The organism is Shewanella sp. NKUCC01_JLK, from assembly GCF_019345615.1.
GTDB classification, from domain to species: Bacteria; Pseudomonadota; Gammaproteobacteria; order Enterobacterales; family Shewanellaceae; genus Shewanella; species Shewanella oncorhynchi.
The window spans coordinates 50,687-66,371 of record NZ_JAHKRD010000002.1 but is presented as its reverse complement, the minus strand read 5'-3'; the positions used below and the strand labels follow the sequence as shown (position 1 = coordinate 66,371).

Sequence of the window (15,685 nt, the reverse complement as noted above, 5' to 3'; positions counted from 1 at the left end):
GTTAGCTATTTTCAAATAAGCACGAAGCCACCAACTAATGCTGGTAACTTCACTAAGGACGCCGAGGGATTTCCAAAAGAGGAACAGGCGTTTTTAACCTTTTGGTCGTGTGTGGGGGAGGGAGTCTCATGACCTTGATTTAAGAATGACTACGAAGTTTGTAACTACTGGTAGATGAGTATTTTTAAGTTTTACTCTGACACCATTTGTGATTACTTATTAAGCAAGGTGTGTGGAATGAATAGATTACTATTTACGGTTATAAGAGGGATTTTTTTTCCGATTTTTCTGTTATTCGTTACAGCATGTGGTTCTAATGCAATTTCTTATCAGCCTACACTAATGAGTTACAGTGAGGCGTTGAATGTTGTCGAGGAATTAACTATGACGCAACACTCAGAATGGAAACCTGATGAATTTGGAATAACGGATAAATATGTTTTTTGGAATTACGGCTTTGTTACTAACTCATCGAGTTCTGCTGCAATAATTGCTGACACAGCAATAGTTGGGAAAAGTCAGGCTGAAACGAAATTAAACAATGAGCGTATTTACTTTAGAACAATTAAAGGTGTGAAGTTACTTGATTGGCAGCGCAAGTTTAAGCAGTGGTATGTAGTCTCATTAGTTGATGCTGAAGATCGTATCACAAAGCACGCCTTGAGAACTCGAAGTCTTGATGATGCGAAGAGGTTTATGGATGCAATGGAGTCGATAATTAGGGAAAGAAAAGACTCGCAGTAGTAGCTTGACAATGATGGTTGTTTTTAACGATTTCTTGCTCTGGTGTGGAATGGGATTCCACGACTTTGATATTTTATAAGAGTTTTTATGAAAAAAATTAGTTTTTTTGGTATGAGCATAGTGCTTGCTTTGACACTTGTTATCGGCCTTGCTGTTGATTTTTTGGTTGAATTTAAGTCTGAATCGATTTTTATGCAGATGAATATTTTTAGCTTTAAATTATTGTTTTCGTTACTTAGTATGCTCTGTTTGTATATTGCTATTGCAGTCACTTTTAATTTGAAACTGTTACCTATGCTTATAGGTAAAGATTATCCGTCAAATTACTTTAAATGGTCTAAATTTCGACTTATAGAAGTTTTCTTTTTATTTAACTTATGGGCTATGGGGCATTTTCAATATTTCACCGTCGTAATAGTTAATTTAGCTTTGGTTGAGTTGATACACTTATATTTAGTTTATAAAAGTATCAATGATAAGCTCGAGTCTACTATATAAATTGGTATGTTGAGGACAATAAGGCTTGTGGAGTTGGCATAACTCTTTCAATGCGAAAAGTTAACTCTAATGCCACAGAAGTTCACTGATCCCCTGCGAAGTTGCTGAAGGGCGTTGAAGAAAATAGCGTGAGCGAGGCATGGATGCCTCGCTAGCTTTCGGGGTACAGGATGTACCATCGGAAGCGTTAGCGATTTTTGAATAAGCACGAAGCCACTAATCAATGCATGTAACTTCGCTAGGGGCGTCTTGGAGAATCCAAGGAGGATAGGACGAGCAGTCCTCCTTGGTCGGGTGTGGGGTGAAGCCCCACGACCTTTCGGTCGCAAGACCGATCTTAGATCTCAAACCGCGTTAGCGTAATAAAGATCCTGACTATTTCTAAAAATCAGTCAGGATCATAATCCAACACTGGCGCCAGCCACTTCTCCGTTTCCGCAATGCTCATCCCTTTACGCTTGGCATAATCTTCCACTTGATCGCGGCCGATATTACTCACGCCAAAGTAGCGCGATTTCGGGTGGGCGAAATACCAGCCCGATACTGCCGCTGTGGGGAACATGGCGTAGCTTTCGGTGATGTTCAAGTCGATAGTTTCATCGGGCTTGAGCAAGTCCCATAACAAGCCTTTTTCTGTGTGGTCTGGGCAAGCTGGGTAGCCTGGTGCGGGGCGTATGCCTTTGTATTTCTCGCGGATTAAGGCTTCGTTGCTTAACTGCTCGTCGGCCGCATAACCCCAAAACTCTTTACGTACCCGTTCGTGCATCCGCTCGGCAAAGGCTTCGGCTAAACGGTCGGCTAAGCATTTGAGCATGATGGCGTTGTAGTCGTCGTTGTTGGCTTCAAAACGTGCCACATGTTCGTCTATGCCGTGGCCTGTGGTCACCGCAAAGCCGCCCATGTAATCGGCGACGCCTGAGTCTTTTGGCGCAACAAAGTCGGATAGGCAGAAGTTGTCGTTGCCGACACGCTCAAGCTGCATCCGCAGGTGATGTGTGGTCATTTCGACTGTGGTGCGCGATTCATCTGTGTAGAGCTCAATGTCGTCGTAATTCACGGTATTGGCTGGGAATAAGCCGATAACCGCTTTTGCCGTGAGCCACTTTTCTTCGATGATTTGTTTGAGCATGGCCTGACCATCGGCGAACAGCTTTTGCGCTTCTTCACCGACCACTTTATCGGTGAGGATTTCAGGGTAATGGCCGTGCAATTCCCACGAGCGGAAAAACGGTGTCCAGTCGATACGCTCGACTAAGTCTTCTAATGGATAATTATCAAATACTTGGCGACCGAGCACGTTTGGCGTGAACGGGGTGTAATTGGCCCAATCGTGTTGGCAGCGGTTTTCACGGGCCGCTTCGAGTGACACTATCTCTTTGCGCTTTGCTTGGGATAGGCGCTTAGTGCGCATGTCGTCGTATTCGGCATAGGTTTCGTCTATGGTCGCTTGGCGAGTCTCGTTGTTGATGAGCTTACTCACCATAGGCACGGCGCGGGACGCATCGGCGATATAAATGGCGCCATGGGGATAATGGGGCGCAATCTTCACCGCAGTGTGGATTTTCGAGCAAGTCGCACCGCCGATAATCGCCGGAATGGTTAAGCCTTCGCGGTGGAAGGTTTTCACGTTGTGCACCATTTCGTCCAGACTCGGCGTGATGAGGCCCGACATGCCGATGATATCGATATTGTGTTCTTTCACGGCGTCGAGAATTCGCTCCACCGACACCATCACACCTAAATCGAATACCTCAAAACCGTTACAGGCGAGCACTACACCGACGATATTCTTGCCGATATCGTGCACGTCACCTTTTACTGTCACCATCAAAATCTTGCCGTTAGATTGGCCTTCGACCTTTTCTAGCTCGATATAGGGGTTTAAGTAAGCCACAGCTTTTTTCATCACCCGCGCCGATTTCACCACCTGCGGCAGGAACATTTTGCCCGAGCCGAACAAGTCGCCGACCACGTTCATGCCGTCCATCAAGGCGCCTTCAATCACATCCAGCGGACGTTTCGCTTCTTGGCGAGCGGCTTCGGTATCTTCATCGATAAATTCGGTAATGCCTTTGACGAGCGCATGGGATAAGCGTTGGCTCACCGGCCAGATGCGCCATTCTAAATCTTCTTTTTTACCGACCTGCGCGCCATCACCGCGGAATTTCTCCGCGATTTCAAGTAACTGCTCGGTATTGCTTGAGCCTTCAATTGGGCAGGGCAAGTTAAGCACTACGTTTTCGACCCGTACTTTAAGCTCAGGATCGATATCGTCGTAAATGGCTAACTGGCCCGCGTTGACAATCCCCATGTCCATGCCGACTTTGATGGCGTGGTACAGGAAAACGGCGTGGATCGCTTCGCGCACTGGGTTGTTACCGCGGAATGAGAACGACACGTTCGATACGCCGCCCGAAATCATCGCGTGGGGCAGGGTGGCTTTAATCGCTTTAATGGCATCAATAAAATCGACGGCATAGTTGTCGTGTTCATCGATACCGGTGGCGATGGCGAAAATATTCGGGTCGAAGATGATGTCTTCTGGCGGAAAGCCGACCTTGTCGACCAGCACCCGATAGGCGCGGGTACAGATTTCGATTTTACGTGCCTTAGTATCGGCCTGACCTTGTTCGTCGAATGCCATGATAATGGCCGCCGCGCCGTAGCGTTTCACTAAGGTGGCTTGCTCGATAAACTTGGCTTCGCCTTCTTTGAGGGAAATAGAGTTAACTATGCCCTTGCCTTGAATACATTTGAGGCCAGCTTCGATCACTTCCCATTTAGAGGAGTCGATCATAATAGGTACGCGGCTGATGTCGGGCTCAGAGGCAATCAAGTTTAAAAACTTGTGCATGATCTCGGCGCCATCGAGCATGCCTTCGTCCATGTTGATGTCGATGATCTGTGCGCCGCTTTCGACCTGCTCGCGAGCCACATCAAGCGCTTGCTCAAACTTGCCTTCTTTGATCAGCTTTAAAAACTTGGCCGAACCTGTAACGTTGGTGCGCTCACCCACGTTAACGAACAGTGTATTGGCATCGATAGTCAGTGGTTCCAAACCTGCCAAGCGGCAAGCTACCGGAATGTCCGGCAAAATACGCGGATCGTGACGGCTCACCGCTTCGCGGATCACGCGGATATGTTCAGGCGTACTACCACAACAACCACCGATAATATTGAGCATGCCTTCGCGCGCCCAATCTTCGATCACATTCGCCATGTCCTCTGGGGTTTCATCGTAACCGCCAAACTCGTTCGGTAGGCCAGCATTCGGATGCGCCGACACATAGCACTCGCTGATGCGGGATAATTCTTCTACATAGGGGCGCAATTCTTTTGGCCCAAGTGCACAGTTTAAACCGATAGATAACGGCTTGATATGGCGAAGGGAATTGTAAAAGGCTTCAGTCGTTTGGCCAGTCAGTGTGCGGCCAGAGGCATCGGTAATGGTGCCCGAAATCATGATCGGCAATCTGTCTTTAGAATGCTGACCGAATAAGTCATCAAATACCGATTCAATCGCAAACAGCGCGGCTTTGGCGTTTAAGGTATCGAATATGGTCTCGACCATAATGATATCCGCGCCACCCTCAATCAGCGCCTTAGTGGATTCTTTGTAAGCAGTCACTAACTCATCGAAGCTGACGTTGCGATAACCAGGGTCGTTCACATCAGGGCTAATCGAACACGTACGGTTAGTGGGTCCTAACACACCGGCGACGTAGCGTGGAATGCCTGTGGCAGCAAAGGCTTCATCACAGGCTTCACGGGCGAGGCGCGCGCCGACTAAGTTAATTTCGGCGGACAGCGACTGCATGTCGTAGTCGGCCATGGCGATGGTGGTGGCGTTAAAGGTGTTGGTTTCAATGATGTCGGCACCGGCGTTTAAGTAGTCGGTGTGAATTTGTTTGATGATGTGAGGCTGTGACAAGACCAATAAATCGTTGTTGCCTTTGACGTCAGTGTGCCAATCTTTAAAGCGTTCGCCGCGATAGTCCTCTTCTTCCAGCTTGTAGCCTTGGATCATAGTGCCCATGGCACCGTCTAAGATCAGAATGCGCTCTGCAAGCTGTTTGCGTATGTCTGCCAATATCTGGCCGGCTTTGGTAGAGGGTATCGTCATAAATAATTACCTTAAATACAGCTAAGTTAAGTCCAAAAATCGGCCATTGTTATGCTAAGTGCATTTTATTGTCGTCAGCCGACATTTTTTAATACTTGTTCTTAAAAATTTGTTTTGGACATTTAAACGTATAGACGTCCATAATACGCGACTTATGATTGTCAGGGCAAGATGAAAGTCAAAGGCATTAGGAGCGAGAATCGAGAATCAAGAATTTAGGCCCTTGGCTTGAGTTCCTAGCATCTAGTCCCTAACTAAAAAGGCATATATGAAACAAGTTCGATTGTTATTGTTACGCCACGGTGAGTGTGAAGGCGGCGCTATTTTGCGGGGTCGTGTGGATGTGCCTTTAAGCAAAAAGGGTTGGCAACAAATGTCGGCAGCAGTTGAGTCACAGGCCAGCGTGTGTAGCGCGATTTATAGCTCGACTTCACGCCGCTGCGCCGATTTTGCCCACGCTTTTGCCGCCGAGCTGCATTCGACGGCGGCACTGATATCTGAGTCAAGGCCATTACAGGCGCAGTTTTTGTCGGGTTTACAGGAAATTGATTTTGGCGATTGGGACGGTTGTCGACTCGATGAGCTGTATCAGCAAGAGGGCAAACGCTTAGCGGCCTATTGGCAAAACCCTTGGCAAACACCGCCGCCCAATGGGGAAACTATGGCCAGTTTCGAGTCGCGGGTGAATGGGACGATTGACCAGATACTCGCCGCCGAGTTTGAACGATTGACCCTTGACTCACATAAAATGGGTAATGAAAACAGTGCCGTTAATGAAAACGGTGACAATATGCCAGCCACTCAAGTGTGGGTCGTGACCCACGGCGGTGTGATCCGTCACTTAATGGCGCGTGCCTTAGGGGTTGAACGGGCGGTGGGGTTTTATAGTCAACTCGATTTACCCGTGGCGGCCGTGGTGACTATTAATGTGCTGCAAGATGAACAGGGTGCCTGCTATTGGCGTTTAGATTGGCCGAGTGGGCGCAGGTGTTGAGGCCTTATTTCACTATCTCGGCGCTATCATGTAGGCGTGATCGTTTGGCGAGAATAAGCTGACATGAAAATATTCTGATTTAAACAGCATTGCCTAATGGGATAGATGTAGGATAATGCTTTTCCCTGACGTTTGAACGAGATAGCGTATTACATGCGCAATGAGTGATAACGTCGCAGAAATAGGTGTTGGGAATAGACTCTCTTTGTTCGAATCGCTCCGTTGTTTTTATTCACAGTGGCGTTGTTAACAAAGAGCATATCAACCCAAACATAATAGGGAATCGGGGAGCTGCTCGTCAGTCAGCCCGAACTGTGCCCGCAACTGTGAGTAGTTTAAAGAAGCACCTAGAATCTAGATTCTAGAGCCTAGCTCCTTCTTTTCTACGAGTCAGGAGACCTGCCTATTTCTGTTATCGCTGCGTGCAGCCTTAGTTCTCGAGCGGGTGACTCGAGGGAGCAGATGACAATATGCACAACCTTTTTTTATACAGGTTTGGACTCGATAGGAGCGCCGCTTAGGTGAAACTTTCCGCAATCCAAACTAATAGCCCCGTGAATGACACTAACCCATCATTGAGCCCGTCAGTCGCGCTCAATGTGAGCCAGTTGAGCTGGTGTATCGATGGCAAAACCATTCTTTCCAATATTAACTTTACGCTGACAACGGGGCAGATGCTGGGGTTGATTGGCCCTAACGGTGCGGGCAAGTCTAGCTTGTTGCGATGTTTGTATCGGTTTGTTCGCCCGACTCAGGGCAAAATTACCCTTTTTGATCAAGATATTGAGCGTTTGTCGCCCAAGGCGTTTGCCTGTCGCGTTGCCGTAGTGCAGCAGGATACACCGCACTATTTTGACCTCACCACAGAGCAATTGGTCAGCATGGGCTTAACGCCCCACAAGGGCATGTTTGATACCAATTCGAGCTGTGATACTGAGCGTATTGCTAAGGCTTTAGAGAAAGTTGGCTTGAGCCATAAGATGCACCAACAATATGAGCACTTATCTGGCGGTGAAAAGCAACGCGCCTTGATTGCCCGCGCCATAGTGCAGCAGCCGCAGCTTTTAATCCTCGATGAGCCAACGAACCACCTCGATGTGCGCTATCAAATTCAAATCCTCGAATTGGTGCGTAGCCTTGGCATCAGCGTGATTGCCTCTATTCATGATCTTAATTTAGCCAGTGCCCTGTGCGACAGTTTGCTGTTGATCCATAACGGGGAAGTCAGCGCTATGGGGACGCCAACCGAAGTATTAACCGAGGCGCGAATTGGTGATGTGTTTGGCGTGTGTGCTCAGGTATCGCCCCATCCACAACATAAAAAGCCCTTAATCAGCTATTTTTATGGTTACCACCATGTAGATCATGGCCTGAATGAGCGAGGCGAGGGTGGATGACTCAGGGGAGTAAACAATATTTCATCTCATATTTGGGGCGTATCGTGACACCGTTGACGAGACAACAACTGATGCTGCTCGTATTAGGTATCATCACTTTGATAACGCCTATTGCCGCGACGAGTTTTGGTGCGGCGAACATCAGTTTTACGGATGTTATTCAAGTATTTATCAATAAGGCGACGAACCTCACTCAAGCCAATGGCATGACCGAACGCATTGTGATGGAGCTCAGGCTACCGCGCATTTTACTTGCCTTTGTGGCGGGTGCGGGTTTGTCACTGGCGGGCAGTGTGTTGCAAACCGTGACTCGCAATCCGCTCGCCGATCCCTATTTGTTTGGCATTAGCTCTGGCGCGTCCTTTGGCGCTGTGGTGATGTTGACCTTATTCACTGGCTCTGGATTTTTTGATAATGCGGGCATGGCGGCACATTCTGGGCTTTTTAGCGGTTCGGGTGCCTTGTCTGGATTACTTTGGTTTAGCTTGCCCTTGGGCGCTTTTATTGGCGCGAGTTTGTCGGTGTTGATAGTGCTTGCTTTGTCAGGCTTAGGGCTCAATAGTCAAGTGGAGCGCATGCTGCTCTCTGGTGTGGCGACCTCCTTTATGTTCGGCGCATTAACGAGTCTGCTGCTGTATTTCGCCAGTCCGCAGGCGACAGCCTCTGTGCTGTTTTGGAGTTTAGGCAGTTTCGCTAAGGCCAGTTGGTCCTTGTTAGTACTGCCGACACTGGTGATTGGCGCGAGTTTATTCATTATTTTAGGCATGAAACGGCAGATCATGGCGTTGCAGGCGGGGGATGAAACGGCGCATACCTTAGGGGTGAATGTGCCTAAGCTGCGGCTCAATATGTTGCTGCTCTGCTCCTTGATTACCGCTATTTTGGTGGCTACCTGTGGCGGTATCGGTTTTGTCGGGTTAATGATCCCCCACACAGTGCGCATGCTGTTTCCCGGTCGTCAGCCGATTTTATTAACGGCGCTGGTGGGCGGATTATTTATGGTGTGGATTGATGTATTAGCGCGCTGTCTATTGGGTAATCAAGAGTTGCCTGTGGGCATTATCACGGCCGCCATAGGTAGCATGTTCTTTTTGCTGATTTTGCGTAAGCGTAGAGTCATGCCGTAAATACAAGGTCATGCCGTAGGCACCTAGTCAGGATGTAAACCCAGAGTTAAGTCGTCATCCTAGAGTCATGTCGTAAGTGCAGGCTGGCGGGATAATCAGTATTTCTGTTGATATCCCACCCGCGATTGGAAATGCACAATTGGACATGTTCGTCATAGACGCGGGATGCGTTGTGGTTATTTAATGTAGATTACAAAGTGGAGTGTGGATGTCTCAGTCAGCCGTGTCTTTTCAAATAAGCCCTGTGAGTAAAGCGCAGGATCTGGTGATTCTGCAGAAAATTGATCTTAAGACTAAGCCGCCCGGTGCCTTAGGTCAGCTCGAATCCTTAGCCTTGCAGATTGCCCGCGTGCAAGCGACTGATTTGCAACAAACGGAGCAGCCACAAACGGATGTCCTCAAAATAGTCCATCCAACCATGTTAGTGTTTGCGGGGGATCATGGCATTGCCGCAGAAGGTGTGTCGATTGCCCCTAGCGAAGTGACTCACCAAATGGTGCAAAACTTTGCCCATGGCGGCGCGGCGATTAACGTTTTTTGTCGGCAGGTGGGCTTTAAGCTCGAAGTGATCGATTGCGGTATGTTAACGCCAGTTGAAGGAGTTGAAGGTATTATCGATCAACGTCTTGGCGCTGGAACGGGTGCAATCCATTTAGAGCCCGCGATGGCGCTTGAAACCGTCGATAAAGGCTTTGCTATGGCGCGCGATTTGATTGAACGTCACCATCAAGCGGGTTGTAACTTAGTCGCCTTTGGTGAAATGGGCATAGGCAATACCTCCTCTGCTGCGGCCATTATGGCGGCGATCATGCAGCTGGATGTGATTGATTGTGTCGGCCGTGGTACTGGCATTAATAGCGAAACCTTAGAACGTAAACTGATGCTGATTGAACTGGCGTTATTGCTGCATCAAAGCGCCTTAACTGGGCCTAAGTCAGTGTTAGCTTGCCTAGGAGGTTTTGAAATTGTGCAGATGACGGGGGCTATGTTAGCTGCCGCTGAACGTAAAATGCTGGTGGTCGTGGACGGTTTTATCGCGACAGCGGCAGCATTAGTCGCGGTGCAAATCGCCCCCAATGTGCGTGATTATTTGATTTTTGCCCATCAATCCGATGAGCAAGGTCATCTGCGAATGTTAGAATTTTTGCAGGCTAAACCTTTATTATCCCTAGGGCTGAGATTAGGCGAAGGTACGGGGGCTGCGTTGGCATTGCCGCTTATTCAAGCCTCAGTAAATTTTTACAATCAAATGGCGAGTTTTAGTGATGCGGGGATTGAGGCTGTTGTATGATGTGCTCTGCTAAGTCGCTTATTTTACTTATTTAAAATAATAGCCTTTTAGCCAACCGTTTTAATTTTAAACCTTGCAGCAAGTGTGAATTCACTAAGGATGCTTTATGTCAGAACGCGAAAGCTGGCACAAAGAGATAGATTTATTTTTAGTTGCCATGGGCTATTTTACCCGCATTCCTATGCCTAAGTGGGTCGAAGTCGATAGCGATAAGTTGAATAAGGCCAGCCGTTATTTCGGTCTCGTCGGTCTTCTGGTCGGTTTGTTAAGCGCCATAGTGTTTTGGCTGACGCAGAACTGGCTCCCCGCCGGCGTTTCTGTTCTTTTAGCTATGTTGGTTGGCGTCTTGCTCACGGGCGGATTCCATGAGGATGGCCTCGCCGATACCTTCGACGGTTTTGGCGGGGGTTGGACGGCTGAAGACAAGCTGCGGATCATGAAAGACTCGCGCCTTGGCAGTTATGGCGCACTGGCGCTGATGTTGGCCTTGCTGCTGAAATGGCAGTTGCTAGTCGAGTTGGCCCTGTACGATCCTGTCGTGGCGGGTTCTGCACTTATCGTCGCGCACACAGTGAGCCGTGTGGTATCAGCCAGTATCATCTTTAGTGAAAAATATGTCCGCGATGACGAGACCAGTAAGTCTAAGCCGCTATCGCAACATCAAGGCATTAATGAGCTGCTTATCCTGATCGCCAGCGGCGTATTAGTGCTGTTATTCCTCAAGGGGTTAGCGGCATTGTCATTGCTGTTGGTGATGATAGGACTGCGCCGTTTGATCATAGTGATCTTTAGACGCCAGATTGGCGGTTACACGGGTGATACCTTAGGCGCGGCGCAGCAAATATCTGAAATCGTGTGTTATTTTGTATTACTCGTTGTGGGTAACATACTGTGATCCACCTCGTCCTAGGCGGCGCCCGTAGCGGTAAGAGTCGCTACGGCGAAGCCTTAGTGCGTCAGTACACTGCGCTTGGCTTCGATGCCTGCTATGTGGCGACGGCGCAGGCGCTAGATGATGAAATGGCGACACGTATCGCCAAGCATCAAGCGGGACGATCGGACGATGGTATCGAATGGCAATTGTTTGAAGAGTCGCTCGCCCTCACTGCACTGCTAAAACGGTTAGCAAAACCTGGGCGAGTGATTTTAGTAGACTGTTTAACCCTTTGGTTAACGAATCAATTACTTGCATCGAACATTAACATCGATGATGAACCCGCGCCGACTGAGTGGAATGCGACTGACTTTGCCGTTTCCACCTTTGCCACTTCAACCTCTGACGATAAAGCTTATGCGAGTTGGCAGGCCGAGAAAACCGCTTTTGTGGATTCCCTCGTCGAGCTTGAGGGAGTGGTGATTTTGATCAGTAACGAAGTCGGTTCTGGCATAGTGCCCTTAGGTGAGTTGAGCCGACAATTTGTCGATGAAGCGGGCTGGTTAAACCAAGCCGTAGCCGCATTGGCTGACAATGTCACCTTAGTGGTCGCTGGTTTACCCTTAGCATTGAAACCACTTTAATCTAACTAAGTTAAGTGATGTTGAGACTGAGCTTTTATCTTTATACCTGCAAACTAGAATAAGCCTTTTAAACCTATGTCCTCTCCAAACACAGACAACACAGCCTGTGCTAATGCACTCGATACCGCTGACACTCTTGCAGTTAATACGCCAGCAATTAATACGCTTGCGGTTAATTCACCTCGTCGCGCAAAAGTCTTGATGGTGCAGGGCACAACATCGGATGCTGGTAAAAGTACCTTAGTGGCAGGCATTTGTCGTTTGCTCGCCCGTCAGGGGATTAAGGTTGCGCCTTTTAAGCCGCAAAATATGGCGCTCAATAGCGCTGTCACTATTGATGGCGGCGAGATTGGCCGCGCACAGGCCTTGCAAGCCGTGGCCTGTTATCTTGAGCCCCATACCGATTTTAATCCCATACTGCTTAAACCAAGCTCGGACACGGGCGCGCAAATTATCGTTCATGGCAAAGCCCTGACAACACTCGAAGCCTCGGCCTTTTTTGGACCTAAATCTAAGGATTACAAGGCAATCGCGCTTGGCGCTGTGCTGGAATCCTTCGAGCGATTAAGCGGTCAGTATCAAACCATAGTGGTTGAAGGCGCGGGCAGTCCGGCGGAGATCAATCTGCGTGAAGGTGATATTGCCAACATGGGATTTGCCGAAGCCGTGGATTGTCCTGTGATTATCATTGCCGATATCGATAAAGGTGGCGTATTTGCCCATTTGGTCGGGACTTTAGCGCTGTTATCTGAATCCGAACAGGCGCGGGTAAAGGGCTTTGTGATCAACCGTTTTCGCGGCGATATTAGCCTGTTGCAATCTGGTCTCGATTGGCTTGAAGCTTATACTCAAAAGCCTGTTTTAGGTGTGTTGCCTTATCTGCATGATTTACATCTCGATGCCGAAGATGCGCTGATAAGCTCGCCGACCAAAGGCGCTAACAGCCGCTTAAAAGTGCGGGTATTAGTGTACCCAAGGATCAGTAATCACACGGATTTTGATCCGCTGCGGCTGCATCCCGATATTGATTTTGATTATGTGTCGTTGCAAACCCAAGCCGCGAGTCACGCCACTCATTTGCCCGCTGCCGATGTATTGATCTTACCCGGTAGTAAGAATGTGCGTGCCGATTTAGCCTTTTTACGTCAGCAAGGCTGGGATAAAGATATTGCCACTCACCTGCGTTACGGCGGCAAAGTGCTCGGCATTTGTGGCGGCTATCAAATGTTAGGCCAAAGCATTGCCGATCCCTTAGGCATTGAAGACAGTGCGGGTGATACCGCAGGACTTGGCTACCTGCCGCTGAGCACAGAACTCAAAGCCGAAAAACAGTTACGGCGAGTGAGCGGTGAGCTAACGTTACTTGGGCAAAAGGTTGCTGTGCAGGGCTATGAAATCCACTGCGGTGAATCAAGCTATCTTATCCCTAGGCTTGAACAAACGAATGTGCCCTTGCAGTTAATCCCTGAATCCACATCTGTGAGCTTTGCTGATGGCCTGCAAAGCGATGACGGGCAAATCCTTGGCACTTATTTACATGGGCTGTTTGATAGCCCTGATGCGTGTCAGTTGATTTTGCGCTGGGCGGGATTAAACGATGCTAAGGCGATAGATATCAATCAAATACGTGAGCAGCAACTCGATCGTTTAGCCGATGTGTTAGCCGAGCATTTAGACATGCAAAAATTACAGCCAATTTTAGAAGCATAAGTTTTAAAAGCAGACATTTTTAGCAGCAGAGTGAAGAGAAGACCATGACAGCACAAAACGACAACGAACAAGCGCAAATCAAGGCCGAACGCCACAAGGCTCGCCAACAGAAAGTGAAAGCCGGTGTGGATGCTAAAATTGCCGCCGCCCAAGGGGAGAAGGGGATTCTGCTGGTGTTAACCGGTAACGGTAAAGGCAAATCGACCTCAGGTTTTGGCACAGTGGCCCGCGCCGTCGGTCACGGTAAAAAAGCCGCGGTAGTGCAATTTATCAAAGGCACTTGGGAGTGCGGTGAGCGTAATTTACTCGAAGGTGCAGGGGTTGAGTTTCATGTAATGGGCACAGGTTTTACCTGGGAAACCCAAGATAAAGAAAAAGATACCGCCGCCGCTGTACTCGCTTGGGAAGCCGCCGAAAAGCTGCTGCAAGATGAGAGCATAGATTGCCTGATGCTCGATGAACTCACCTATATGGTGAGCTATCACTATTTAGATGTGGAACGCGTGCTCAGCGCACTTAAAAATCGTCCACCCATGCAGCATGTGATTATCACTGGCCGCGCTTGTCATCGGGCGATTATCGAATTAGCCGATACTGTTAGCGAAGTGCAGCCGTTGAAACACGCATTCGAAGCGGGTATCAAGGCACAGCAAGGTTTTGATTACTAAACTGAGCGTGTTGTTATAACCATAAAGCGATATTTCTTATATCCATATTGGGCAGATAGTAAATGGCGGCCATGCCGCCAACGATCACTGTTGCAACAATGGCAATCTTAACGACCATTGAACTGTTCATCTGGCGAAAAGCTTTTGCCTCAAAGCAAGATAACTTTGTCGTCAGGTGGTTGGATGAATTGTCATTGCTTTCCCAGTGACTCGCCGTCTATTTCTTTCAAAATAAGTATCTCTATAGGCTCGGCGGCGGCATCTGCTGCATATGGAAGTGCGAATGCCGCGATCACATGGATGTGAAATAGCGGCCATGTCGCCAACGGTCACAGGTACACCAATGCCAATCTTAGCGATTATTGAACTGTTCATTTGCCTAAAAGCTTTTGCCCCAAAGCAAGATAACTTTGTCGTCAGGTGGTTGGATTAATTGTCATTGCTTCCCCAGTGACTCGCCGTCTATTTCTTTCAAAATAAGCCTCCCTGAGGCTCGGCGGCGGCATCTGCTGCATCTGCTGCATATGGAAGTGCGAATGCCGCGATCACATGGATGTGAAAGAACGGCCATGCCGCCAACGGTCACTGTTGCAATAGTGACAATCTTAGCGATTATTGAACTGTTCATTTGCCTAAAAGCTTTTGCCCCAAAGCAAGATAACTTTGTCGTCAGTTGTGCTGCGTGAATTGGCATTGTTTCCCCAGTGACTCGCCGTAAATATATCCCTATAGGCTCGACGGCGACATCCATGTCGCCAACGGTCACTGTTGCAACAATGCCAATCTCAACTAACACTTCTGCTGTTCGTTTAGCTAAAAGCTATTGCCCCAAAGCTTGCTAGCATTCATTTAGTGAGTCGAAAACGGACGAATAAATTGCCCTACAAAATCTCATCTATTTAACGAATGTTTGGCCCTACCGTAAAGCGACTAACAATGTATGGGTACAGTCGTATTTAAATTTAGATGCTTTTGAGTGTTTTTAAGCTCATTTTTTTACGCGTTTATCCAGCATGAAATTAACAAAACCCTTTAAAATCATTTGTATATATTTTTCCAAAATTAGTTAATAGGTTTGGAAAACGCGCATGCGCGTTTTTCCGGATGGTGTATTTGATAAAAAACTGATAAGTTCTTTGCATACAGGTAGTTAACTGTGCGCATTTTCACTGGTCTAATGAGGTAAACGCGCATGCGCACTAATAAAATGTTATGAGCTATGACCACTGATAGAGAAAGTGCTGAATACTGGTACGGTGAGTTAATCGAAGGGCTTCGCCTGATATCTAGCGAATTTGAGGTTCAAGAAAGACGTTTGCCTGAATTTGTGCACCTTCCTGATGAAGTTCTTAATGCAGTATCGTTGGATACTTTAGGGTTGGTTGTTAGTGCTGGTTTATTGTCGAAAGAACAATATTCTAAAGTACAAGTTCTAGACGAGGCATTAGAGAACATTGAATTGCCATCGGATTACGAAGAAATGATTGAGCAAATGAAATCCGGCGATGATTTTAAGGCACTAAGGTTGCATGCTCGAGATTTACTAACCTGTCTAAATCAACCATACATGGAGCCTAATATAAGTGCTATTTACGTTAAAGGCTCATAACAAGGT

At 47.9% G+C, this 15,685-nt stretch carries 14 protein-coding genes and 1 riboswitch; of the genes, 13 read left to right on the top strand and 1 reads right to left on the bottom strand.

Translation table 11 applies throughout. The features are described 5' to 3' along the window. Positions 1-237 precede the first annotated feature (237 nt). Both KO537_RS02615 and KO537_RS02610 read left to right on the top strand, forming a co-directional pair. Positions 238-744 (top strand): hypothetical protein, encoded by a 507-nt coding sequence (locus tag KO537_RS02615; RefSeq protein ID WP_212599395.1) that lies wholly within the window; start codon positions 238-240, stop codon positions 742-744. A gap of 87 nt (positions 745-831) precedes the next feature. After that, positions 832-1,242: a hypothetical protein gene (locus KO537_RS02610; RefSeq protein WP_212599394.1), complete on the top strand. Its 411-nt coding sequence runs from the start codon at positions 832-834 to the stop codon at positions 1,240-1,242. A gap of 388 nt (positions 1,243-1,630) precedes the next feature. On the opposite strand, the gene metH is transcribed toward KO537_RS02610, so the two are convergent. Further along, complete coding sequence (gene metH, locus KO537_RS02605) at positions 1,631-5,365, bottom strand: methionine synthase (protein ID WP_219233791.1); 3,735 nt, start codon at positions 5,363-5,365, stop codon at positions 1,631-1,633. Between the two features lie 268 nt (positions 5,366-5,633). Here metH and KO537_RS02600 point away from each other — a divergent pair, with 268 nt between their 5' ends. From KO537_RS02600 to KO537_RS02545, 11 genes are all read left to right on the top strand, one after another. Further along, positions 5,634-6,359, top strand: coding sequence for a histidine phosphatase family protein (locus tag KO537_RS02600; RefSeq protein WP_219233790.1), 726 nt, complete (start codon positions 5,634-5,636; stop codon positions 6,357-6,359). A gap of 221 nt (positions 6,360-6,580) precedes the next feature. Continuing rightward, positions 6,581-6,781: riboswitch (cobalamin riboswitch) on the top strand. Positions 6,782-6,880: 99 nt separating this feature from the next. Next, complete coding sequence (locus tag KO537_RS02595) at positions 6,881-7,756, top strand: ABC transporter ATP-binding protein (RefSeq protein ID WP_219233789.1); 876 nt, start codon at positions 6,881-6,883, stop codon at positions 7,754-7,756. Next, positions 7,753-8,883, top strand: a complete 1,131-nt coding sequence (locus tag KO537_RS02590) for an iron ABC transporter permease (RefSeq protein ID WP_105251612.1) — start codon at positions 7,753-7,755, stop codon at positions 8,881-8,883. The genes KO537_RS02595 and KO537_RS02590 overlap by 4 nt, the downstream gene beginning before the upstream one ends. Before the next feature lie 208 nt (positions 8,884-9,091). Next, entirely contained in the window at positions 9,092-10,174 is a 1,083-nt protein-coding gene (cobT, locus tag KO537_RS02585) for a nicotinate-nucleotide--dimethylbenzimidazole phosphoribosyltransferase (RefSeq protein ID WP_219233788.1), read from the top strand. Between the two features lie 106 nt (positions 10,175-10,280). Then, positions 10,281-11,069, top strand: a complete 789-nt coding sequence (locus tag KO537_RS02580) for an adenosylcobinamide-GDP ribazoletransferase (protein WP_028759425.1) — start codon at positions 10,281-10,283, stop codon at positions 11,067-11,069. After that, positions 11,066-11,692, top strand: a complete 627-nt coding sequence (gene cobU, locus KO537_RS02575; RefSeq protein ID WP_219233787.1) for a bifunctional adenosylcobinamide kinase/adenosylcobinamide-phosphate guanylyltransferase — start codon at positions 11,066-11,068, stop codon at positions 11,690-11,692. Before KO537_RS02580 ends, cobU begins: the two co-directional genes overlap by 4 nt. 75 nt (positions 11,693-11,767) lie before the next feature. Continuing rightward, complete coding sequence (locus tag KO537_RS02570; RefSeq protein ID WP_219233786.1) at positions 11,768-13,402, top strand: cobyric acid synthase; 1,635 nt, start codon at positions 11,768-11,770, stop codon at positions 13,400-13,402. A gap of 44 nt (positions 13,403-13,446) precedes the next feature. Then, on the top strand, positions 13,447-14,070 hold the full coding sequence (gene cobO / locus KO537_RS02565) for a cob(I)yrinic acid a,c-diamide adenosyltransferase (protein ID WP_219233785.1): 624 nt from the start codon (positions 13,447-13,449) through the stop codon (positions 14,068-14,070). A 283-nt stretch (positions 14,071-14,353) separates the two neighbouring features. Next, entirely contained in the window at positions 14,354-14,503 is a 150-nt protein-coding gene (locus KO537_RS02555; RefSeq protein WP_158497610.1) for a hypothetical protein, read from the top strand. A gap of 103 nt (positions 14,504-14,606) precedes the next feature. Then, positions 14,607-14,756: a hypothetical protein gene (locus KO537_RS02550; RefSeq protein ID WP_173243078.1), complete on the top strand. Its 150-nt coding sequence runs from the start codon at positions 14,607-14,609 to the stop codon at positions 14,754-14,756. 533 nt (positions 14,757-15,289) lie between these two features. Beyond that, positions 15,290-15,679 (top strand): hypothetical protein, encoded by a 390-nt coding sequence (locus KO537_RS02545; RefSeq protein WP_173243083.1) that lies wholly within the window; start codon positions 15,290-15,292, stop codon positions 15,677-15,679. Positions 15,680-15,685 lie beyond the last annotated feature (6 nt).

Excerpts from the sequence above, each read along its gene's own strand:
- cobO (WP_219233785.1), top strand. The coding sequence starts at position 13,447 with ATGACAGCACAAAACGACAACGAACAAGCGCAAATCAAGGCCGAACGC.
- KO537_RS02590 (WP_105251612.1), top strand. The coding sequence starts at position 7,753 with ATGACTCAGGGGAGTAAACAATATTTCATCTCATATTTGGGGCGTATC.
- metH (WP_219233791.1), bottom strand. The coding sequence starts at position 5,365 with ATGACGATACCCTCTACCAAAGCCGGCCAGATATTGGCAGACATACGC.
- KO537_RS02555 (WP_158497610.1), top strand. The coding sequence starts at position 14,354 with ATGCCGCGATCACATGGATGTGAAATAGCGGCCATGTCGCCAACGGTC.
- cobT (WP_219233788.1), top strand. The coding sequence starts at position 9,092 with ATGTCTCAGTCAGCCGTGTCTTTTCAAATAAGCCCTGTGAGTAAAGCG.
- KO537_RS02615 (WP_212599395.1), top strand. The coding sequence starts at position 238 with ATGAATAGATTACTATTTACGGTTATAAGAGGGATTTTTTTTCCGATT.
- KO537_RS02580 (WP_028759425.1), top strand. The coding sequence starts at position 10,281 with ATGTCAGAACGCGAAAGCTGGCACAAAGAGATAGATTTATTTTTAGTT.
- KO537_RS02600 (WP_219233790.1), top strand. The coding sequence starts at position 5,634 with ATGAAACAAGTTCGATTGTTATTGTTACGCCACGGTGAGTGTGAAGGC.
- KO537_RS02570 (WP_219233786.1), top strand. The coding sequence starts at position 11,768 with ATGTCCTCTCCAAACACAGACAACACAGCCTGTGCTAATGCACTCGAT.
- KO537_RS02610 (WP_212599394.1), top strand. The coding sequence starts at position 832 with ATGAAAAAAATTAGTTTTTTTGGTATGAGCATAGTGCTTGCTTTGACA.
- KO537_RS02545 (WP_173243083.1), top strand. The coding sequence starts at position 15,290 with ATGACCACTGATAGAGAAAGTGCTGAATACTGGTACGGTGAGTTAATC.
- KO537_RS02550 (WP_173243078.1), top strand. The coding sequence starts at position 14,607 with ATGCCGCGATCACATGGATGTGAAAGAACGGCCATGCCGCCAACGGTC.